The sequence below is a fragment of the Bradyrhizobium neotropicale genome, from assembly GCF_001641695.1.
GTDB lineage: Bacteria > Pseudomonadota > Alphaproteobacteria > Rhizobiales > Xanthobacteraceae > Bradyrhizobium > Bradyrhizobium neotropicale.
Genome location: NZ_LSEF01000061.1, coordinates 20564 through 41928, shown reverse-complemented (window position 1 = coordinate 41928; position 21365 = coordinate 20564). Strand labels below are relative to the sequence as shown.

Below are 21365 nucleotides of genomic sequence, written 5' to 3'. Positions count from 1 at the left end.
TGACCGGAGACTGTGGTAGCAGCGGCCGCTTACGCCGCCTTGCCGCTCATATACTCCGGCAGCCAGCGCTCGAACGAGGCGCGAAGCGTGTCGATCGAAACCGGGGCTTCGCCGACGATCGCAATTGCGTCGCCGCCGGTGGTGCCGATCCGCACGCAGGGCACCTCGCAGCCGCGCATCTTGGCAAGCACGCGACCGGCCTCCGCTTCGGGCACGGTGACGAGATAGCGCGCCTGGTCTTCGCCGAACCAATAGGCGTGCGGGATGAGCGCCGTCGGGGCCGCAAGCAGCTTCGCGCCGATGCCGCTCGCCATCGCCATCTCCGCCAGCGCGACCAGGAGGCCGCCGTCGGACAGATCGTGCGCCGCTGTCGCGGTGCCCGCATGGATCATGCCGCGCACCACATCGCCATTGCGCTTCTCGGCGGCGAGATCGACCGGCGGCGGCGCGCCCTCCTCGCGACCGCAGATGTCACGCAGGTAAACGGACTGGCCGAGCCAGCCGTGCGTTTCGCCGATCAGGAGGATCGCCTCACCCTCGGCCTTGAAGGCGAGCGAAGCAGACTTGGTGAAATCGTCGAGCAGGCCGACGCCGCCGATCGAGGGCGTCGGCAGGATCGCGCGGCCATTGGTCTCGTTGTAGAGCGAGACGTTGCCGGACACGACTGGGAAGTCGAGCGTGCGGCAGGCTTCCGAGATGCCCTTCAGGCAGCCGACGAACTGGCCCATGATCTCGGGCCGCTCCGGATTGCCGAAATTGAGATTGTCGGTGATCGCGAGCGGCTTGCCGCCGACGGCGGTGATGTTGCGCCAGGCTTCCGCCACCGCCTGCTTGCCGCCCTCGAACGGATCGGCCTCGCAGTAGCGCGGCGTGACGTCGACGGTCAGGGCGAGCCCCTTCGGCCCGTCCTGCACGCGGACGACAGCGGCATCGCCGCCGGGACGCTGCAGCGTGTTGCCGAGGATGACGTGGTCGTACTGCTCCCAGACCCAGCGCTTGCTGCACAAATCGGGCGTGCCGATCAGCTTCTCCAGCGCCGCACCGATGCCCATCGGGGCTGATACCTCGCGGGCATGCACGACCGGCAGCGCCGCGGAGGCGACATGCGGCCGGTCATAGACCGGCGCCTCGTCGCCGAGCTCCTTGATCGGCAGATCGGCCATGACGTCGCCGCCATGCTTGACTACGAAGCGCTTGGTCGGCGTGGTGTAGCCGACCACGGCAAAATCGAGCCCCCACTTCTGGAAGATCGCCTCGGCTTCCTTTTCCTTCTCGGGCTTGAGCACCATGAGCATGCGCTCCTGGCTCTCCGAGAGCATCATCTCGTAGGCGCTCATGCCGGTCTCGCGGGTCGGCACCGCGTCGAGATCGAGGTCGACGCCGAGGTCGCCCTTGGCGCCCATCTCGACCGCCGAGCAGGTCAGGCCCGCCGCGCCCATGTCCTGGATCGCGATGACGCAGCCCTTCTCCATGATCTCGAGGCAGGCCTCGAGCAGCAGCTTCTCGGCAAAGGGATCGCCGACCTGCACGGTGGGGCGCTTCTCCTCGGACTTGTCGTCGAACTCGGCCGAGGCCATCGAGGCGCCGTGGATGCCATCGCGGCCCGTCTTGGAGCCGAGATAGACGATCGGCATGTTCACGCCGGAAGCCGCCGCATAGAAGATCTTGTCGGTATCGGCGAGGCCCACCGCCATCGCGTTGACGAGAATGTTGCCGTCATAGCGGGTGTGGAAGCGCACCTGGCCGCCCACCGTCGGTACGCCGAAGGAATTGCCGTAGCCGCCGACGCCGGCCACGACGCCGGAGACGAGATGCCGGGTCTTGGCATGCTCGGGCGCGCCGAAGCTGAGCGCATTGAGGCAGGCGATCGGCCGCGCGCCCATGGTGAAGACGTCGCGCAGGATGCCGCCTACGCCGGTGGTCGCGCCCTGGTACGGCTCGATGTAGCTCGGGTGGTTGTGGCTCTCCATCTTGAAGACCACGGCCTGGCCATCGCCGATGTCGATCACGCCGGCGTTCTCGCCGGGGCCCTGGATCACCCAGGGGGCTTTCGTCGGTAATCCGCGCAGATGGATGCGCGAGGATTTGTACGAGCAGTGCTCGTTCCACATCGCCGAGAAGATGCCGAGCTCGGTGAAGGTCGGCTCCCGCCCGATCAGCTTCAGGATGCGCTCGTACTCGTCGGGCTTGAGCCCGTGGGCGGCGATCAGTTCGGGGGTGATCTTCGGTTCGTTTTTCGACATGGATTCGGGGCTTTCGGCGAGGTTGGCCGTTCTTAGGAACATCAGGGGCCTACGAAAAGCCCTTTATGACGCATTTTCCCGCTGTCCCACATTTTGCAGCCGGGGTCCGCGGGAACAGGAATTGCAAGGCGCTGACGGATCGGATTTAAGGTCAAAAGACCCGTAATTGAAGGCCCATTTCCTTGCACGAGCTGACCAAAGCCCCCGCATCCCGCCGCCCCGACCTGCACGTCGCCACCGAAGGGGAATTCACGGGCTGGCGGACCTGGATTCGCGACAGTTTTGAGAGCCATATCGGCCCGTTCTGGCACAGGATCGAGGACGACGGCAGCGTCCGCTGCGCCTTCCGGGTCGAGAAAAAGCACCTCAATGGCGCCCGGAACGTCCATGGGGGATGCTTCATGGCGTTCGCGGATTATTGCTTGTTTGCGATCGCCACCCACGAGCTGGACGGGCCGGCCGTGACCACCAATTTCGCCTGCGACTTCCTCGACGCGGCCCGCGAGGGCGAGCTGATCGAATGCACGGGGGAAGTGTCCCGCGCCGGCGGCTCGCTGATCTTCCTGCGCGGCAAGCTGACGTCCGGCGGGCGGCCGCTGTTTACCTTCTCCGGCACGATCAAGCGGGTGAAGCGGAAGCCGCAACCTCAGCCAAACGCATAGCTCGGCGCCTTTCCTTTTGGCGCGCCCTCGCCCAGTGTTGGCGGGGCGCTGTCGCGCCGGGGAGCCAGACAAGGTGCCGCAGAGCACATCGAGGACGGGTCGCACCGCGGCACCCGAACCAACGCCTTTACCGACGATAGCAGCAGGTGCCGCGCGCGGCTGGCGCGACTACGCGCTGCTGTTCGCGCTCGCCTGCTGCTGGAGCTCGACCTATCCGCTGGCCAAGCTCGCGCTGGATACGATTCCGCCGATCACCTTCATCTCGGCCCGCTCGCTGATCGCCGCCGCCTTCCTGTTCGCCATCCTGTCGATGCGCGGCGTCAGGATCCCGACGGACGCCAAGGCCTGGAAGCTGTTCGCGACCCAGCAATTGATCAACTCGACCTTCCCGTTCCTGGTCATCACCTGGTCGCAGCAATATGTGCCGGCGTCCAACACGGTCGTGCTGGCCTCCACGACGCCGATCTTCGCCTTCCTGATCACCTCGCTGATCACACGGCACGAGCCGGCAACGCTGCTGAAGCTCGCGGGCGCGATCCTGGGCCTTGCCGGCACGGTCGCCATCGTCGGTCTCGACACGCTGCGCGGCTTCGGCAGCGAGATCGTCGCGGAGATCGCGATCCTGCTCGCCACCATATCCTTCGCCTGTGCGACGATCTTCGGCTTAAGGCTGTCCGATTACGACCCGATGGTGGTGGCGGCCGGCTCACTCCTGTTCGGCGGCCTGTTGCTGCTGCCGCCCTCGCTGATCATCGACCAGCCCTGGACGCTGCATCCGACACCGCAGGCGATCGCCGCCACCATCGTCATGGGGATCGTCTCCAGCGCCGTTGGGCTGATGCTGTTCTACATGTGCCTCAGCCGGCTCGGCACGCTGACGACGAATGCACAGGGCTATTTGCGCATCCCGATCGGCGTCGGCCTGTCGGTGCTGCTGCTCGGCGAAAGCGTGCCGTCCAACCTGGCGCTGGGTCTGCTGCTGGTCATGGCCGGCGTCGCGGCCATGACGGTGCCGGCGGAGCGGCTGAAGCTGCGCTAAAGCGGAATGGTTTTTGGTTGAACCGATTGGACCGCTGGCTCGGTCAACCTCTCCCGCTTGCGGGGGAGGTCGGCGCGAAGCGCCGGGTGGGGGCTCTCTCCGCTTTGGGATCACCGATTGCCGCGATACCCCCACCCCAGCCCTCCCCCGCAAGCGGGAGAGGGAGCGCACCGCGTGCGTGTCTACGAGAAGGCTAATCCCATCACGCTTTAGCGCAGGCAGTTCAGGTCGAGAGCTGCTTCTCGGCGATCGACAGCCACTCGGCCTGCGCCTCGCGCAGATATTTCGGCGCGCGCCGCATCTGGATCAGGAGCTCGTTGAAGACCATCCGCGCCTCGGCTGTGCGGCCGACCAGTTGCAGCAGCATGCCGTAGCGCACCCGCGCCTCCGCGCCGGGAAAGTAGCCGGAGACGGCGTGATATTCCTCGAGCGCCTCGTCGAGGCGGCCGACTTCGGCGAGCGCGCGGGCGTACAACAGATGCGCGTCGGCCGAGTCGAATTCGGGCCATTGCTTCTGCAGATCGTCCAGGGTCGCGAGCGCATCGGCGGGCCGCTTGGCGGCGAATTCCGCCTGCGCCTTGCCGAGCGCGTAGGCGGGATCGTGGCCCATGGGCAGCTTCAGGATGTGGTCGTAGTGCGCTTCCGCCTCGCCGAACCGTCCGATCCTGGCGCATTCCTCGGCCAGCGCCGCGCGGTTGGCGATGGTGTCGGTGGCGGCGAGCCGGTCGGACAGTTCGCGATAGCGCTTCTCGGGGTCGAGCCGGTTGGCGACGCGCTGGCGCGCCTGCCGCGCCCCGGGGCTGGAGAACCATTCGGGAATGAGCTCGACGGCGATATAGGCGAGCGAGCCGATCAGCGGCACCATCAGGATGATGAACGCCCAGGGTTGCAGCCGGCCGGTTCGCGATGCGTGATAGATCAGCGTGATATCGAGCAGCAGAACGACCAAAGCGATGGGCATGTGACTTCCGGGAGCACAACGACGGCGCAGGCACCCTGATTCCGGCGGTTAGGAATCGCTGACTGCGGGCGCATGCGCCTTGATGGCGACGAAGCATCAGTCGCCTCAATCGTCGGGGAGGTTCACGAAGGCATGATGACCAGGCAGTGCTGGCACAACGCTGCAGCAGCCGCTCTCACTGCTTGGCGTCGCCCGCCAGCATTTTGTGGTACTTCTCGACGTCGCGCGTCACAAGCTGCTGGAGCACCTCCGGCGTGTGCTCGTCGGCGTCAGGGGCGACGGTCGACAGATCGGCAAAGCGCTTCTTCACCGCGTCGGTCTCCACCGCCGTGCGCGCGGCCGCGTTCAGCTTGGCGATGACTGCCTGCGGCGTCCCCTTGGGCGCGAACAGGCCGTTCCAGCCCTGCGCCTCGAATTCCGGCAGGCCTGCTTCGGCCGAGGTCGGCAGATCGGGCAGCGTGGCGAGGCGCACGGTCGAGCCGACCACAAGGCCCCTCACCAGCTTCTCGTTGATCGACTGCGAGACGGAGGCCGCGGCATCGCAAACGCCGTCGATCTGGGCGCCGATCGCATCCGTGAGCGCGGGCGCAGCGCCGCGATAGCCGACCAGCGTCGCATCAATCCCGGCCGCCGTCACGAAACTCTTGCAGATCAAATAGTTCGACGAACCGACGCCGGCATGGCCGAGATTGATCTTGCCGGGATTGGCCTTGGCGTAGGCGATGAACGCCTTGAGGTCCTTCGCCGGAAAATCCTTGCGCAGGGCGATGATGCCGAAGGTCTTCGCCACCATGGCAATCGGCACGAAAGAATCCGGCGTGAACGGCAGCTTCGGATAGATCGTGTACGTCGCAGCGTTGGTGCCGGCATTGCCGATCGCGATCGTATAGCCGTCCGGCTCGGCGCGCGAGGCGCGCGCCAGCGCAGTCGATCCGCCGGCCCCGGCGACGTTCTCGATCACGATGGTCTGGCCGAGCGCGATGCCCATCTGCTCGGCAACCGTGCGCGCGATCACGTCCGAGGTGCCACCGGCCGCGAACGGCACGATCATGGTGATCGGACGTTTTGGGAAATCCTGCGCAAGCGCCGCGCTCGAAAGCAGAGCGACCGCAATCACGGCCGACAGCCGCTTCACCACGAATGAAATCACGCGGCCTTTTCCAGATGCTGGGCGAGCCCTGCGAACAGGCCGCGACCATCGGTACAGCCCATGATGTCTTCGACGTGGTTTTCCGGGTGCGGCATCATGCCGAGCACGTTGCCCTTGTCGTTGACAATGCCGGCGATGGAGTGCGCGGCGCCGTTGATGTTGTGGGCCTCATCGACCACGCCGTCCGCCGAGCAATAGCGATAGAGCACGCGGCCCTCGCCTTCGAGGCGCTTGATGGTCTCTTCATCCGCCTCGTAATTGCCCTCGCCATGGGCGACCGGCACGCGGATCACCTGCCCGGCATTGTATCCGCGGGTGAACGGCGTGTCGGAGCGTTCGACGCGCAGATGCACGTCGTGGCAGATGAACTTCAGCCGCGCATTGCGCATCAGCACGCCCGGCAGCAGGCCGGACTCGCAGAGGATCTGGAAACCGTTGCAGACGCCGAGCACGAGGCCGCCCTTGGCCGCATAGTCGCGTACCGCGTCCATCACCGGCGCACGCGCCGCGATGGCGCCACAACGCAAATAGTCGCCATAGGAGAAGCCGCCGGGCACCACCACGAGATCGGTGCCGGCCGGCAGCGAGGTCTCGGCGTGCCAGACCATCGCGGGCTCGTGTCCCGAGATCAGCTTCAGCGCCCGCGCCATGTCGCGCTCGCGGTTGATTCCGGGAAAGACGAGGATGGCGGCTTTCATGATTAAAGTTCCGGGCGAGGATTGGAATCGGGCTGGCGCGAGGGCCAATTTGCCAGCAGACATAACCATTTGACGGGGATTTTACCAGTGCTAGCCTCGCCTGCGAGCGTTGTGCACAGGCCATAGCCCACCATTTGGCCGAACGATTTGCCGGGATGAAGGCCATGAATGTCCCGTCACGCCCGATATCTCCCGCCGAGCCGGTTTCCGCTGATGGCGTCGTTGCCGCCGGTGCCTATGTCGACGGGCGCCGCGTCGCCAATATCGCCATCAGCGAGGCCTCGAGCTGGCGGGCAAAGCCCGGCCATGTCGTCTGGATCGGCCTGCATGAGCCCGACTTGGCGCTCCTCAGCGCCGTGCAGAAGCAGTTCGACCTGCACGAGCTCGCGATCGAGGACGCCAACCACGCCCACCAGCGGCCCAAGATCGAGCAATATGGCGAGGCCCTCTTCATCGTGGCACGGACCGCGCAACTGGTCGACGGCCGGATCGCGTTCGGCGAGACCCACATCTTCGTCGGCGACGGCTATCTCGTGACGGTCCGTCACGGCGCCTCGACTTCCTACACGTCGGTGCGCGAACGCTGCGAGAGCTGCCCGCGGGCGCTGGCGCGCGGCGAGGACTACATCCTCTACGCGATCCTGGATTTCATCGTCGACAACTACTCGCCGGTGCTCGAGAGCATTCACGAGGAGGTCGAGGAGATCGAGGATTACGTGCTGTCGCACGCGATCACCAGGGCGCAGATCGAGCGGCTCTACATGCTGCGCCGCGACCTCCTGCGGCTGCGCAACGCGATCGGGCCGCTGGTGGAGGTATGCCGCCGGCTGGAGCACGATGAGCTCTCGATGGTGCGCCCGACCATGCAGCCGCTGTTCCGCGACGTCACCGACCACGTCCGCAACATCCAGGAGCGGATCGATTCCATGCGCGAGGTGCTGGCCTTTGCATTCGAGGCGAGCCTCTTGGTCGGCCAGGCGCAGGAGACTGCGGTCTCGAAGAAGCTCGCCTCGTGGCTTGCGATCCTCGCCATCCCGACGGCGCTTGCCGGCATCTACGGCATGAACTTCAAGAACATGCCGGAGCTGCAGTGGGAGTACGGCTATCCCGTGCTGCTGAGCGTGATGGCGATCTCATGCATCGCGCTCTATTGGCGCTTCCGCCGCGCCGGGTGGCTGTGAGCATAGTAAGCAGCCACCTGACTGCGTCGCCACAACGAGCCTAGCTCCTCATCCTGAGGAGCGCGCCCTTCACGCGCGTCTCGAAGGATGGGCCGCGGGCGGCAGCGGGCCTTCATGGTTCGAGACGCGCTTCGCGCTCCTCACCGTGAGGGGACGGCAGACTCAAACGATCTCGACGCGATAGTTCTCGATCACGGTATTGGCGAGCAGCTTGTCGGCGGCCTCCTTCAGAACGGCCTCCGCCTTGGCCTCGTCGGCGCCGGCGAGCTCGATGTCGAACACCTTGCCCTGACGGACGCTGGCGACGCCGTCGACGCCGAGCGACTTCAGCGCGCCTTCGATGGCCTTGCCCTGCGGATCGAGGATGCCCGTTTTCAAGGTAACGGTAACACGTGCCTTCACGTCGAAATCCTCTCTCAGCTCTTCACCAGCACCGGCCCGGAACCCGCAGGCCGCTCGTTCTCCATCAGGATGCCAAGGCGCTTGGCGACTTCCGTGTAGGCCTCGAGCAGCCCGCCGAGATCCCTGCGGAAGCGATCCTTGTCGAGCTTCTCGTTCGACTTGATGTCCCAGAGCCGGCAGGAATCCGGCGAGATCTCGTCGGCGACGATGATCCGCATCATCTCGTTCTCGAACAGCCGCCCGCACTCCATCTTGAAGTCGACGAGGCGGATGCCGATGCCGAGGAACAGGCCGGTGAGGAAGTCGTTGACGCGGATGGCGAGCGCCATGATGTCGTCGATCTCCTGCGGCGTCGCCCAGCCGAAGGCGGTGATGTGCTCTTCCGACACCATGGGGTCGTTGAGCTGGTCGTTCTTGTAGTAGAATTCGATGATCGAGCGCGGCAGCTGCGTGCCCTCCTCGATGCCGAGCCGCTGCGACAGCGAGCCGGCGGCGACGTTCCGCACCACCACTTCCAGCGGCACGATCTCGACCTCGCGAATCAACTGCTCGCGCATGTTGAGGCGGCGGATGAAGTGGGTCGGCACCCCGATGTCGTTGAGGTGCTGAAACAGGTACTCCGAGATCCGGTTGTTGAGGACGCCCTTGCCCTCGATCACCTGATGCTTTTTGGCATTGAACGCGGTGGCGTCATCCTTGAAGTGCTGGATCAGGGTGCCCGGCTCCGGACCTTCGTACAGGACCTTTGCCTTGCCTTCATAAATGCGACGCCGACGGCTCATTGGGATGTACCGTGTTTTGTTGAAATCCATGAATTTGGTGTGCTCCGGTTGACTAGGATTACGACCCACAGCGGAGCTGCCGTGAACGGCCCGGAACCCATGGAAACAGAACAGGAACCGAGCCTTTAGGCAACCTATCCGATTGGCTGTCCCAGCACAATCGATCCGGCCGTCCGGCATCAACTTATACCGTCTTGCCTGCGGCTTAACGGCTCGTTGTTTTGCCGATTCGTGCCCTCTATCTAGGCATGCGAGGGGGCCGCCGCAACGAGGCCCCGGACGTCGATTCAGCAGGGAATTGGAATAGAGGCATGACCACGTTCGACAAGCGCGAGGAAGGTTTCGAGAAGAAATTCGCCCTTGATGAGGAACAGAAATTCAAGGCCGAAGCCCGCCGCAACCGGCTGCTCGGCCTGTGGGCCGCGGAAAAGCTCGGCAAGACCGGGGACGCGGCGACGGCCTATGCCAAGGAAGTGGTCGCGGCCGATTTCGAGGAAGCCGGCGACGGCGACGTGCTGCGCAAGGTCATGGCCGATTTCGCCGCCAAAAGCGTCGCCATCACCGAACAGGCGATTCGCGCCAAGATGAACGAGCTGATCGCGGTGGCGGTTACAGAGGTGAAGGCGGGGAAATAGGCCCCGCCGGTCGGCGACTATTTCAGCGTGATCTGAAAACCCATCGAGCCGCTGACGCTGAATCCTTCGGGTTGCTGCGATCCGAATTGCCGGTTGATGTTGGTATTCACCGATTCCATCCGGCAATCACGGGCGAGCGTCTCGCGCAGGAGTTCGCATTCGCGCGCCGCCATCTCGTAGACCGTGCGGCGTGCGCGATCGCGCAACTTCTGCCCCTCCTCGCTGTCTCCGCTCGGACCCGCGACGAAAAAGTTGATCGTGCTCTGCACACGCACCTGGCCGGGCGACTGGGCGGCGGCCGGAGTGACGACGAACAGCAGGGCAATGCCTGCCAAGGCAAGACGCGAGCGCAACATCATGAGGGGCACCTGTGATTGAAGTGACATGTCGGTACATAGCCACCGCAGGTTGCGATCGGGCAAACTGCGGATCGCAAACACCGACCTGCCGCTTCACTAAGGGTTAACCGCCCTTCTGCGCCCGCGATCTCCTTCGTTTCGGTCAGCCCTCCTTGAAGCCGTATTCGGGCACGTTGCCGCTGGCGCCGTAATATTTGTACGGCAGGAATTTGCCACTCATGGTGATCTTGACGCGGTCGCCCTTGGGATTGGCAACGCGCTCGATCGCCATGTCGAAGTCGATCGCCGACATGATGCCGTCGCCGAACTCTTCCTCGATCAGCGCCTTCCAGGCCGGGCCATTGACCATCACCATTTCGTAGAAGCGGTAGATCAGCGGATCGGTGGGTGGCATCGGCGTGCCGGTGCCGCGCATCGGCACCTCGTTGAGCATGGCGGTCTCGGCCTTCGACAGGGCGAACAGCTCACCGGCGTTGGCGGCCTGCGGCTTGGTCAGCTTCATCTGGCCGAGAATGGCGCCGACGATCAGCACCTCGGAATAGCCGCCGATCTTCTCGCATATGTACTTCCAGCTCCAGCCCTTCTCGCGCTTGATGTCGAGCAGCTTTTCGGTGAGGTCGGAACGCTTCATTTGAAAGTCTCCCTTGCAGGCCATTGTGTCGCATCATCGTTTCCCGGCAGAGGAGCACGATATCCGCAACTTCGCTTCGTGTCGTTTTGGATTTGCACGAAATGTGCCAGCGGATCAGGCCGTAGTCCTCGCCTGCACCGATCCGCATCGGCCTGCACCGCCGCCACGGCCCAAGCGCCCTGATTTACCCCGCGTCAAGCACGGCCAACGATCGGAGGCGGTCTTAAATGGTCGTTAGGAGCGGCCGTCGTTGTTGGCCGGCGAAATACTGGGACGCTCTGCAATGCAATCCGAGAAGCTGCTCTACAGCCTGCCGCAATGGCGCGTGACACGCTGGTTGGCCGACGCCGGACCCGGCGCGCCTGAGGACATCCGCACGGCACTCATTGCCCAGCTCCATGGATCGCTGCCGGTCTTTGCGACCGGCGCCGTCAACACCGTTGCGGTGGCCGCCGTGATCGCGATCCGACAGCCGACCCCCCTTTTCGTCTCCTGGCTGGTCCTCGAGATTGCCGTCTGCCTGTCCCGCCTCACAGTGCTGATCATGGCCCTTCGCGCAGCGCGCGCTCACCGGTCGACGCCCACCGACCTGCACCTGCTCCTTGCCGTTGCCTGGAGCGCCAGCGTCGGATTCGGCGTGTTCGTCAGCATCGCGAGCGGCGACCTGGTGGTCGCAATGCTCGCGTCCCTGTCCGCGGCGGCGATGGTCGGCGGCATCTGCTTCCGCAACTTCAGTGCGCCGCGGCTTGCCGGAGCCATGATCCTGCTCAGCCTCGGCCCGATCATCCCCGGCGCCGCGCTGGCCGGAGAGCCGCTGCTCTACATCGTATATCTTCAGGTACCGATGTATCTCGCAGCCATGACCGCCGCCGCGTTCCGGCTCAACCGAATGCTGATCACCACCATGCGCGCCGAACGCGAGAATAGTCATCGCGCGCATCATGATGCACTGACGGGGCTATTGAACCGCGCCGGGTTCGTCGAGGCCCTCACCACGAAGTTGAAGGCATCGCACCGCGAGGGAACGCAGTTTGCGGTGCTGTTCTTCGATCTCGACAATTTCAAGCCGATCAACGACACCTTTGGACATGCCGCGGGCGACAAGGTGCTCAAAGGGGTCGCCGAACGGTTGCACCGCGCGCTGCCGCTCGGCTCGGTCATCGCGCGCATGGGCGGCGACGAATTCGTGGTCCTGTCCGACAGTCCCACGGCCGAGCAGGCGTTCGACACAGGCCATCGCATCATCGCCGAGGTGACGATGTCCTACGAGCTTGCTGATGGGATTTGCGCGAATGTCGGCGCGAGCGTCGGTATCGCCATGTCGCCGGATCACGGCAGCGAGGTCGAAAAGCTGCTTGCGGTTGCGGACACCGCGCTCTACGAGGCGAAATCCGGCGGCAAGTCACGTTGCTGCCTCGCGTCCGTGAAGACCAACCTGGCTGCCTTGCGCCGGCTTCAGCGCAGCGGCGGCACTGGAATCGAGGCCGCTGCCTAGCCGCTCCGGACGTCGTTTCAGCGCGCGGCCGTCATGCCTGCAATCAGCCGATCCAGCTCGCTGGCGAGATCCCGCTCGACTCGCCGCCCGCATCTCGATCATCTGATAGTTCGTAGGGGGGTTAGTTAGCGAAGCGTAACCCACCGCTTCTCCAGCAAGGATCGCAAGAAGAGGTGGGTTACGCCTTCGACTAACCCACCCTACGAGGCCTTCGATCCTTCGGCGATCATCCCCTGCAGCCGCACCAGCTCCACTTCCAGATCGCGCTCCACATCCGCCGCCCGAATCTCCATCACGCGATAGTCGCGCGCCTCCAGCCACGCACGCCGCGACGCGCGGTCGGCGGCAATCGTCTCCCCCTCTCCCGGATTGACCAGCTCGATCGCGATCCGGTGCGCAAACGAGACGAAATCCGGAATGTGCCGCCCGACCGGGGTCTGCCGCTTGAACTGGCCGGCGAAGCGGCGGTCGCGAGTCAGCGCCTGCCAAAGCAGGCGCTCGGCGTCGGTCGGGTTGCGGCGGAGCAGACGCGCGAGCCCGCGCACCGTAGAGCCGCTGTCGGGCACCCCGCCGCCCTGACCGTGCTCGGCCAGAAGCGCGCGCAGCCGTGTCGCCTGCTCGCCATCGAGCACACCGCCCTTGGCCGGCCCCTTGCGCCCCTCCGCGATCGCCATGACCACACCGTGCAGGGTGTGCATGTCCTGCTTGGTCGGCTCCATCCGGGTGAAGATGTTGCGCAGATTCACCAGCATGGTGTCGCGCTTCTCGGGCGGACGCAGGAATTCGACCCGGTCGAGCTCGCGCACGAGGTTGTCGAAGAAGGCCTGCATCTGGTGCTGCGAGGCGCGCTCGGAACGTTCGGGCATGGCGTGAGGCAGAGCGCCGGATGTGACCCGCTTGAACCATTCATAGCCGATCAGCAGCACGGCCTGGGCAAGGTTCAGCGAGGCAAAGCCCGGATTGACCGGGAAGGTGATGATCCGGTTGGCGAGCCCGACCTCCTCGTTGGTCAGCCCCCAGCGCTCGCGGCCGAACAGGATGCCCGCACCGCCACCTGCCGCGATGTGCCCCGAAATCTCCGCCACTGCCGCCTCCGGCCCGACCACCGGCTTGGCCTGGTCATGAGGGCGAGCGGTGGTGGCGAACAGGAGGTCGAGATCGGCGACGGCCTGTTCGACCGTGTCGAACAGCTCGACCCGTTCCAGGATGTGGTCGGCGCCGGCCGCCGCGCGCTGGGCGGCAACGTTGGGCCAGCCGTCGCGGGGGTTGACGATGCGCAAGCGGCCGAGGGCGAAATTGCCCATGGCGCGCGCCGCCATGCCGATGTTCTCACCCAGCTGAGGCTCGACCAGGATCACGATGGGACCGTCGAGGGCGAGGCCCGCCTTGCTCTTGTCAGTCCCCGACATCTCGTTTTGCTTTCACGCTGGTTCTGAAGGCCTTACGCAGGCATTCCCTGGAATTGATTCAAACCGGGCCCCTCGGGCCGGCTCCGTCCGCCTGTCGTTTGCCTGTCCTGACAAAATTCTCAAGGGAAATAACGGGGTTAGAATCGGCTTTTGAATCTCGCCTGAAACTTTACCGCCGGGGCGGCCGGAGGGCTGGCCGCGGCTGCCCATCTGCGGAAGCTGGATGAGCTAAAAGTGCATAATCACTTGGCTTTCGCCCGCCGCGTCCCGGTGCTATGAGGCCCCGGACATTCACGTTGGCGCCCAAGGCGCCGTTCCCGAGAGGCTTTCCCGATCATGGCAAAAATCAAGGTGACCAACCCCGTCGTCGAACTCGATGGCGACGAGATGACCCGGATCATCTGGCAGTACATCAAGGACAAGCTGATCAACCCGTTCCTCGATGTCGAGCTGCTCTATTTCGACCTGGGGATGGAGTACCGCGACCAGACCAATGATCAGGTGACCATCGACGCGGCCGAGGCGATCAAGAAGGTCGGCGTCGGCGTCAAGTGCGCCACCATCACCCCGGACGAGGCTCGGGTGAAGGAGTTCAACCTCAAGCAGATGTGGAAGTCGCCGAACGGCACCATCCGCAACATCCTCGGCGGCGTGATCTTCCGCGAGCCGATCATCTGCAAGAACGTGCCGCGCCTCGTTCCCGGCTGGACCAAGCCGATCATCATCGGCCGCCACGCCTATGGCGACCAGTACCGCGCCACCGACATCAAGTTCCCGGGCAAGGGCACCCTCTCGCTCAAGTTCGTCGGCGAGGACGGCACCGTGATCGAGAAGGAAGTGTTCAAGGCCCCCGGCGCCGGCGTCGCCATGGAGATGTACAATCTCGACGACTCCATCATCGACTTCGCCCGCGCGTCCTTCAACTACGGCCTGATGCGCAACTACCCGGTCTATCTCTCGACCAAGAATACCATCCTCAAGGTCTATGACGGCCGCTTCAAGGACATCTTCCAGGACATCTTCGACCGCGAGTTCAAGAAGGAATTCGACGCCAAGGGCCTGACCTACGAGCACCGCCTGATCGATGACATGGTCGCCTCGGCGCTGAAGTGGTCCGGCGGCTATGTCTGGGCCTGTAAGAACTACGACGGCGACGTGCAGTCGGACACGGTCGCGCAGGGCTACGGCTCGCTCGGCCTGATGACCTCGGTGCTGCTCACGCCCGACGGCAAGACCGTGGAAGCCGAGGCCGCCCACGGCACGGTGACCCGCCACTACCGCGAGCACCAGAAGGGCAAGGAGACCTCGACCAACTCGATCGCGTCGATCTTCGCCTGGACCCGTGGTCTCGCCCACCGTGCCAAGCTCGACAACAACCAGCAGTTGGCGAAGTTCGCGAGCACCCTGGAGAAGGTCTGCGTCGACACCGTCGAAGAAGGCTACATGACCAAGGACCTCGCGCTCCTGGTCGGCGCCGACCAGCGCTGGCTCTCGACCACCGGCTTCCTCGACAAGGTCGCCGAGAACCTGACGAAGGCGCTGGCGGCCTAAGCCGGCGTCTCGCCTCAACCGTCATTGCGAGCGAAGCGAAGCAATCCAGACTGTCTCCACGGAGGGACCCTGGATTGCTTCGTCGCTTCAGCGCAAAATTGCTACGCAATTTTGTCGCGAGCGCCTCGCAATGACGAGATTTGTGCCCGAGGGAGCACCATGCCGACATTCAAGAGTCTCGCGTTCGCGCTCTTCGCACTGACCAGTACCTCCGCATTCGCCGCCGAGCCGCTCCCCGACGCGATTGCCGCGCCCGGCGAGACCGTCGTGCTCAGCGTTCATGCCGAGGGTGCGCAGGTCTATGAGTGCAAGGCCGGCACCGACGGCAAGCTCGCCTGGGCCTTCCGCGAACCGATCGCCACTCTGCTTGCCGAGGGCAAGACCATCGGCCGGCACTATGCCGGCCCCAATTGGGAGCACGCCGACGGCAGCGCGGTGGTCGGCAAGGCCATCGGCAACGCGCCTGGCGCGACGGCTGGCGATATTCCCTGGCTGAAGCTGGAGGTCACCGCCCACCGCGGCAGCGGCGTCCTGACGCCTGTCACCACCGTCCAGCGCATCAACACCCATGGCGGCAAGCTCGACGGCGCTTGCGACAAGGCCGGCGAGTTCAAAAGCGCGCCCTACTCGGCCGAGTACGTCTTCCTGCGCAAGGGCTGATCGCTCAGCGGTCGGTGTCCTCGTTCTCCGCCTGCGCCAGTTCTGTCGCCGCGAGGTCGCCCGTCTCTTCGAGCCGCGCCTTGGCCGTCTTGTGCACATGCGCGGCGAGCGTCGGCATGCGTTCGATCAGGGCATGAAAATGCTGGGCGTCGAGCACCAGGAGGCGGGTCTTGCGCGTGGCGGTCACCGTGCCGCTGCGTTTGGTTTTGTGCAGCAGTGCGATCTCGCCGAAGAAAGTGCCGTCGGCAAGCCGCACACGCTGGCTCGGCAGTGAAATCTCGACCTCGCCGGCCGTGATGAAATACATCGACGAGGCAGCATCGCCACGGCGAACCAGGATCTCGCCCTGCTCGATGGTGCGTGCCCGCAGGAGCCGCATGATGTCGGCGATCTCCGATGCCGAGAGGTTCGAGAACAGCGGCACCCGCGCCAGCATGCCCCAGGTGACGACGAAATCGCGCCGCTTCACCTCCTCGGCAAAGGCGGTGGAGATGATCGCGACTGGCAGCGCGATCATGGCGAAGCCGCTGATGATGGCGAAGACGGAAACGAATTTTCCGAGCGCCGTCACCGGCACGACGTCGCCATAGCCGACGGTGCCGAGCGTCACGATCGCCCACCACATCGCCTGCGGAATGGTGCCGAGCTTATCCGGCTGTACCTCACGCTCGATGGCGTAGAGCAGCGAGGCGAAGGTGAGCACCACGCCGACCAGGATGACGACGCAACCGATCAGCGCCCGCCGCTCGGCGTGAATGGCAGCAAGCAGCGAGCGCATCGCCGGCGAATAGCGCACCAGCTTGAAGAACGGCAGCACGCCGAGCGCGGCGAGCGTCGCGTGCCGGCCTGTCGCCAGCACGATCCCGGCGGGGAGGAACGCCATGAGGTCGATGATGCCGAGCGCGGAGAAGACATAGCCGAGTCGGTCCGCGAGCGGCGAGGCCCCGCGCTGCGTGTGGCCCGCCACCGTCCACAGCCGCGCGACATATTCCAGCGCGAACACGATCACGGCCAGGATCTTGATCGCCGAGAACAGCGCGCCGAACTGCGCGTCCAGCTCCGGCACCGAGGCGAGCGTCATCGCCACCACGTCGAGCACGATCACGCCGATGATGAGCTGGATGAAGCGCGAGCCGACGGAATAAGCCAGCGGATCGTGCTCGAGCAATTCGTAGAGGCGATCCCTCAGATTGGGATCGCGAAGCCCACGTCCTCGCGGAACGAGGCGCATGGGATTTAAGCGCCGATCATGGCTTTTTCGATCGCCGACAGCGCCGCCGCTGCGTTGGCGCCATCGGGCCCGCCGGCCTGCGCCATGTCGGGCCGGCCGCCGCCGCCCTTGCCGCCGAGCGCTTCGGAGGCGACACGAACGAGGTTCACGGCGTTGAAGCGCGAGGTGAGATCCGGCGTGACGCCGACCACGACCCCGGCCTTGCCATCCTCGGTGACGCCGACGATGGCGACCACGCCGGAGCCGATCTGCTTCTTGCCGTCGTCGGCGAGGCTCTTGAGATCCTTCATCTCGATGCCCTCGACCGCACGCGCCATCAGCTTGACGTCGCCGACCTCGCGCACGCCTGCCGCCGCGCCGTTGGCGGCGGACGCGCCGCCGCCCATCGCGAGCTTCTTGCGCGCGTCAGACAGCTCGCGCTCCAGCTTCTTGCGCTCGTCCATCAGCGCGGTGATGCGCGCCGGGACATCCTCGATCGAGGTACGCAGCTCGGCCGCCGCGGTCTTCGCCAGCGCCATGGTGTCATTGGCATGCTTGCGTGCGAAACGTCCGGTCAGCGCCTCGATGCGGCGGACGCCGGAAGCAACCGCGCTCTCGCCCGTCAGCGTGATCAGGCCGATATCGCCGGTGCGCTTGACATGGGTGCCGCCGCAGAGCTCGACCGACCAGCCGAGCGCATTGGCACCGTGCTCGCGCGCGGTCTTGCCCATCGAGACGACGCGGACCTCATCGCCATATTTCTCGCCGAACAGCGCGCGGGCGCCGGCCTCGCGGGCCTCGTCAACGCCCATGATGCGGGTCGTGACCTCGTCATTCTCCAGCACCACATCGTTGGCGATGTCCTCGACACGGGCGAGCTCCTCGGCCGTGATCGGCTTCGGATGCACGAAGTCGAAGCGCAGCCGGTCGGGCGCGACCAGCGAGCCGCGCTGGGCGATGTGGTCGCCGAGCACCTGGCGCAGCGCCTCGTGGAGCAGATGCGTCGCCGAGTGATTGGCGCGGATCGATGACCGGCGCGTATGATCGACGTCGAGCTGCAGCGCCGTGCCGGCCTTCAGCGTGCCCTGCTCCACCGTGCCGGTATGAACGAAGAGATCGCCGACCTTCTTCTGCGTCTCGGTGACGCGGAATTTGATCCCGCCCTCGCCGACCATTACGCCGGTATCACCGACCTGACCGCCAGATTCCGCATAGAACGGCGTCTGGTTCAGAACGATCGAGCCGGTCTCGCCAGCCTTGAGGCTGTCGGTTTCCTTGCCGTCCTTCACCAGCGCCGCAACGACGCCTTCGGCGCTCTCGGTCTCGTAACCGAGGAATTCGGTGGCCCCTAGCCGCTCGCGCAGCGGGAACCAGATCGCTTCGCTGGCGGCCTCGCCCGAGCCCGCCCATGACGCGCGCGCCTTCTCGCGCTGGCGCTCCATCGCATCGGTGAAGGCGGACTGGTCGACACTGATGCCGCGCGACTTCAGCGCGTCCTGCGTCAGGTCGAGCGGGAAGCCGTAGGTATCATAGAGCGTGAAGGCGACGTCGCCGTCGAACATGTCGCCCTTCTTCAAGCCCGAGCTCTTCTCGTCGAGGATCGCAAGGCCGCGCACCAGCGTCTTGCGGAAACGGGTCTCTTCCAGCCGCAGCGTTTCCTCGATCAGCTTCTCCGCGCGCACCAGCTCCGGATAGGCCTGGCCCATCTCACGCACCAGCGCCCAGACGAGGCGATGCATCAGCGGTTCTTTCGCGCCCAGAAGCTGCGCATGGCGCATCGCGCGGCGCATGATCCGGCGCAGCACATAGCCGCGGCCCTCGTTCGAGGGCAGCACGCCGTCGGAGACGAGGAAGGCCGAGGAGCGCAGATGATCGGCGATGACCCGGAACGAGGCGACGGTCTGCTCATTCGGCCCGCTGCCCAGCGCGGATGCGGTCGCATCGATCAACTGACGGAACAAATCGGTCTCGAACACGCTGTCGACGCCCTGCAGGATGCAGGCCATGCGCTCCAGGCCCATGCCGGTGTCGATCGAGGGACGCGGCAGCGGCACGCGCTCCTCCTTCGTCACCTGCTCGTACTGCATGAACACGAGATTCCAGAATTCGAGGAAGCGGTCGCCGTCCTCTTCCGGGCTGCCCGGAGGTCCGCCCCAGATGTGCTCGCCGCGATCGATGAAGATCTCCGAGCACGGACCGCACGGGCCGGTATCGCCCATCGCCCAGAAATTGTCCGAGGTCGGGATGCGGATGATGCGGTCGTCGGAGAAGCCCGCGATCTTCTTCCACAAGCCGGCGGCCTCGTCGTCGGTGTGATAGACGGTGACGAGCAGCTTGTCCTTCTTCAGCCCGAAATCCTTGGTGATCAGATTCCAGGCGAGCTCGATCGCGCGCTCCTTGAAGTAGTCGCCGAAAGAGAAATTGCCGAGCATCTCGAAGAAGGTGAGATGGCGCGCGGTGTAGCCAACATTGTCGAGGTCGTTGTGCTTGCCGCCCGCGCGCACGCATTTCTGCGAGGTGGTGGCGCGCTGGTAGGGCCGCTTCTCCATGCCGGTGAAGACGTTCTTGAACTGCACCATGCCCGCATTGGTGAACATCAACGTCGGGTCGTTGCGCGGCACCAATGGCGAGGACGGCACGATCTCGTGGCCGTTCTTGGCAAAGAAGTTCAGAAAGGTCGACCTGATCTCGTTGACGCCGCTCATGTTCATCCAATCGGGTGTGCTTGGACCCGCTTCACGCCATCCAAACCTGTGATTTAGGCTGATATCTGCGGGCCAATGCGCTTTTAGACAAGGCCAGCTTCGCTGTCCAGAAACTGTGCAGACAGATCAGAGGGTTGCCGCAGGCGCGCAATCGACCGTTGATAGCCATTTTGGCCGCGTTGACAGGCTTGGCCCGGCTGTGTTCTGTACCTACCTGTATCGTACGGCCACGTCGGGAGAGACCGGCTTTTGGTAGCCGGCGCCGAAGGAGCAACCGCCCCGGAAACTCTCAGGCAAAAGGACCGCGTGGCTTTGACAGCATCTGGAAAGAGGCGCCGACGGGCTTGAGGCCCGGGTGGCACCCGCCGACGGGATAATACTCTCAGGCACAGCGACAGATGGGGCTTCGACTGGTTTCGACGGGGAATCCTCCCCGGGAACCGCGAGGGCCCCTGTGATGCTTGCACGCGACGACCAAAACTCCCTCAGACGCACCCCCCTCTACGCCCTGCACGTGTCCCTCGGCGGCAAGATGGTGCCGTTCGCGGGCTATGAAATGCCCGTGCAGTACCCCGCGGGCGTGCTGAAGGAACACGTTCACACCCGGTCATCGGCGGGCCTGTTCGACGTGTCCCATATGGGCCAGATCCGCTTGCTGCCGAAATCCGGCAGGCTCGAGGATGCGGCGAAGGCGCTGGAACGCCTGGTGCCGCAGGACATCGTGGCGCTCGCACCGGGACGGCAGCGCTATGCCCAGTTCACCAATGCGGACGGCGGCATCCTGGACGATTTGATGGTCGCCAATTTCGGCGATCACCTGTTTCTGGTCGTCAACGCCGCCTGCAAGGCCGAGGACGAAGCGCATCTGCGCGCGCGTCTCTCGGATGACTGCATCATCGATTCGCTTGCCGACCGCGCGCTGATCGCGCTGCAGGGCCCGAAGGCCGAAGCCGTGCTGGCGAAATTCTGTGCAGAGGCGTCCGCGATGAAATTCATGGATGCGGGCCCGCGCAAGGTCGACGGCATCGACTGCTTCGTGTCGCGCTCGGGCTATACCGGCGAGGACGGGTTCGAGATCTCGGTTCCCGCAGGCGATGCCGAGCGGCTGGCCAAGGCGCTGCTCGACAATTCCGACGTGCTGCCGATCGGGCTCGGAGCGCGCGACAGCCTGCGGCTCGAGGCAGGTCTCTGCCTCTACGGCCACGACATCGACACCACCACCACGCCGGTCGAGGCGGCGCTGGAATGGTCGGTGCAGAAGAGCCGCCGCACCGGCGGCTTTCCCGGCGCGGCGAAGATCCTCGCCGATTTCGACCAGGGCGCGAGCCGCCGCCGCGTCGGCCTGCGCGCCGAGGGGCGCGCGCCGGTGCGCGAGGGCGCGCCGCTGTTTGCCGATGCGACGTCGAGCGAGCCGATCGGAAAGGTCACATCGGGCGGTTTTGGCCCGAGCCTGAATGCGCCGGTTGCGATGGGCTGCGTGCCCACCGCGCAGAGCGCGCTCGGCACACAACTGTTTGCCGAGGTGCGCGGCCAGCGCTTGGCCCTGCAAGTCGCCGCCATGCCTTTCGTGAAAAATACCTACAAACGCTGAG

At 65.1% G+C, this 21365-nt stretch carries 19 protein-coding genes and 1 riboswitch; of the genes, 8 read left to right on the top strand and 11 right to left on the bottom strand.

Annotation, left to right across the window (positions count from 1 at the left end; genetic code table 11):
* Nucleotides 1-29: 29 nt before the first annotated feature.
* Entirely contained in the window at nt 30-2243 is a 2214-nt protein-coding gene (gene purL, locus AXW67_RS20385) for a phosphoribosylformylglycinamidine synthase subunit PurL (protein ID WP_063679396.1), read from the bottom strand.
* Between the two features lie 182 nt (nt 2244-2425).
* On the opposite strand from purL, the gene AXW67_RS20380 reads away from it, so the two are divergent.
* Both AXW67_RS20380 and AXW67_RS20375 read left to right on the top strand, forming a co-directional pair.
* Nucleotides 2426-2905: a PaaI family thioesterase gene (locus tag AXW67_RS20380; RefSeq protein ID WP_027552579.1), complete on the top strand. Its 480-nt coding sequence runs from the start codon at nt 2426-2428 to the stop codon at nt 2903-2905.
* A gap of 73 nt (nt 2906-2978) precedes the next feature.
* Nucleotides 2979-3944 (top strand): DMT family transporter, encoded by a 966-nt coding sequence (locus AXW67_RS20375; protein WP_063679287.1) that lies wholly within the window; start codon nt 2979-2981, stop codon nt 3942-3944.
* Nucleotides 3945-4167: 223 nt separating this feature from the next.
* Here the strand turns inward: AXW67_RS20375 and AXW67_RS20370 are convergent, their stop codons facing one another.
* The 3 genes from AXW67_RS20370 to purQ all read right to left on the bottom strand — a co-directional run bounded on the left by AXW67_RS20370 (nt 4168) and on the right by purQ (nt 6753).
* Nucleotides 4168-4905 (bottom strand): tetratricopeptide repeat protein, encoded by a 738-nt coding sequence (locus AXW67_RS20370; protein WP_027552580.1) that lies wholly within the window; start codon nt 4903-4905, stop codon nt 4168-4170.
* Between the two features lie 175 nt (nt 4906-5080).
* Complete coding sequence (locus AXW67_RS20365; protein WP_063679286.1) at nt 5081-6055, bottom strand: tripartite tricarboxylate transporter substrate binding protein BugD; 975 nt, start codon at nt 6053-6055, stop codon at nt 5081-5083.
* Entirely contained in the window at nt 6052-6753 is a 702-nt protein-coding gene (gene purQ, locus AXW67_RS20360) for a phosphoribosylformylglycinamidine synthase subunit PurQ (protein ID WP_063679285.1), read from the bottom strand. The genes AXW67_RS20365 and purQ overlap by 4 nt, the downstream gene beginning before the upstream one ends.
* Nucleotides 6754-6917: 164 nt before the next feature.
* On the opposite strand from purQ, the gene corA reads away from it, so the two are divergent.
* Nucleotides 6918-7934 carry a magnesium/cobalt transporter CorA gene (gene corA / locus AXW67_RS20355; protein WP_063679395.1) on the top strand — a complete coding sequence of 339 codons (1017 nt, stop codon included), beginning with the start codon at nt 6918-6920 and terminating at the stop codon, nt 7932-7934.
* Between the two features lie 162 nt (nt 7935-8096).
* Here corA and purS read toward each other — a convergent pair whose 3' ends face one another.
* Both purS and purC read right to left on the bottom strand, forming a co-directional pair.
* Nucleotides 8097-8336, bottom strand: coding sequence for a phosphoribosylformylglycinamidine synthase subunit PurS (purS, locus tag AXW67_RS20350; RefSeq protein ID WP_063679284.1), 240 nt, complete (start codon nt 8334-8336; stop codon nt 8097-8099).
* A gap of 14 nt (nt 8337-8350) precedes the next feature.
* A complete protein-coding gene (gene purC / locus AXW67_RS20345; RefSeq protein ID WP_008974302.1) occupies nt 8351-9118 on the bottom strand; it encodes a phosphoribosylaminoimidazolesuccinocarboxamide synthase in 768 nt (255 codons plus the stop codon).
* A gap of 311 nt (nt 9119-9429) precedes the next feature.
* Here purC and AXW67_RS20340 point away from each other — a divergent pair, with 311 nt between their 5' ends.
* Nucleotides 9430-9753 (top strand): DUF1476 domain-containing protein, encoded by a 324-nt coding sequence (locus AXW67_RS20340; RefSeq protein WP_027552584.1) that lies wholly within the window; start codon nt 9430-9432, stop codon nt 9751-9753.
* Between the two features lie 17 nt (nt 9754-9770).
* Here the strand turns inward: AXW67_RS20340 and AXW67_RS44190 are convergent, their stop codons facing one another.
* Nucleotides 9771-10193: a hypothetical protein gene (locus tag AXW67_RS44190; RefSeq protein WP_245315647.1), complete on the bottom strand. Its 423-nt coding sequence runs from the start codon at nt 10191-10193 to the stop codon at nt 9771-9773.
* A 61-nt stretch (nt 10194-10254) separates the two neighbouring features.
* Entirely contained in the window at nt 10255-10743 is a 489-nt protein-coding gene (gene cynS, locus AXW67_RS20330) for a cyanase (protein ID WP_063679282.1), read from the bottom strand.
* Nucleotides 10744-11026: 283 nt separating this feature from the next.
* Between cynS and AXW67_RS20325 the strand changes: the two genes are divergently transcribed.
* Nucleotides 11027-12238: a GGDEF domain-containing protein gene (locus AXW67_RS20325; RefSeq protein WP_063679281.1), complete on the top strand. Its 1212-nt coding sequence runs from the start codon at nt 11027-11029 to the stop codon at nt 12236-12238.
* 200 nt (nt 12239-12438) lie between these two features.
* Here the strand turns inward: AXW67_RS20325 and AXW67_RS20320 are convergent, their stop codons facing one another.
* Nucleotides 12439-13647, bottom strand: coding sequence for a TrmJ/YjtD family RNA methyltransferase (locus AXW67_RS20320; protein WP_063679280.1), 1209 nt, complete (start codon nt 13645-13647; stop codon nt 12439-12441).
* A 336-nt stretch (nt 13648-13983) separates the two neighbouring features.
* Here AXW67_RS20320 and AXW67_RS20315 point away from each other — a divergent pair, with 336 nt between their 5' ends.
* Complete coding sequence (locus AXW67_RS20315; protein ID WP_063679279.1) at nt 13984-15198, top strand: NADP-dependent isocitrate dehydrogenase; 1215 nt, start codon at nt 13984-13986, stop codon at nt 15196-15198.
* 159 nt (nt 15199-15357) lie between these two features.
* Nucleotides 15358-15858, top strand: coding sequence for a DUF3455 domain-containing protein (locus AXW67_RS20310; protein WP_063679278.1), 501 nt, complete (start codon nt 15358-15360; stop codon nt 15856-15858).
* 4 nt (nt 15859-15862) lie between these two features.
* Here the strand turns inward: AXW67_RS20310 and AXW67_RS20305 are convergent, their stop codons facing one another.
* Nucleotides 15863-17089, bottom strand: a complete 1227-nt coding sequence (locus AXW67_RS20305; RefSeq protein WP_063679277.1) for a cyclic nucleotide-gated ion channel — start codon at nt 17087-17089, stop codon at nt 15863-15865.
* A gap of 5 nt (nt 17090-17094) precedes the next feature.
* The gene (gene alaS / locus AXW67_RS20300) at nt 17095-19773 is read right to left on the bottom strand and encodes an alanine--tRNA ligase (RefSeq protein ID WP_063679394.1); all 2679 of its coding nucleotides are present in this window, start codon (nt 19771-19773) and stop codon (nt 17095-17097) included.
* Nucleotides 19774-19996: 223 nt separating this feature from the next.
* Nucleotides 19997-20087, top strand: a riboswitch (glycine riboswitch).
* 143 nt (nt 20088-20230) lie between these two features.
* On the opposite strand from alaS, the gene gcvT reads away from it, so the two are divergent.
* Nucleotides 20231-21364 carry a glycine cleavage system aminomethyltransferase GcvT gene (gcvT, locus tag AXW67_RS20295; protein ID WP_063679276.1) on the top strand — a complete coding sequence of 378 codons (1134 nt, stop codon included), beginning with the start codon at nt 20231-20233 and terminating at the stop codon, nt 21362-21364.
* Nucleotide 21365: the final 1 nt, after the last annotated feature.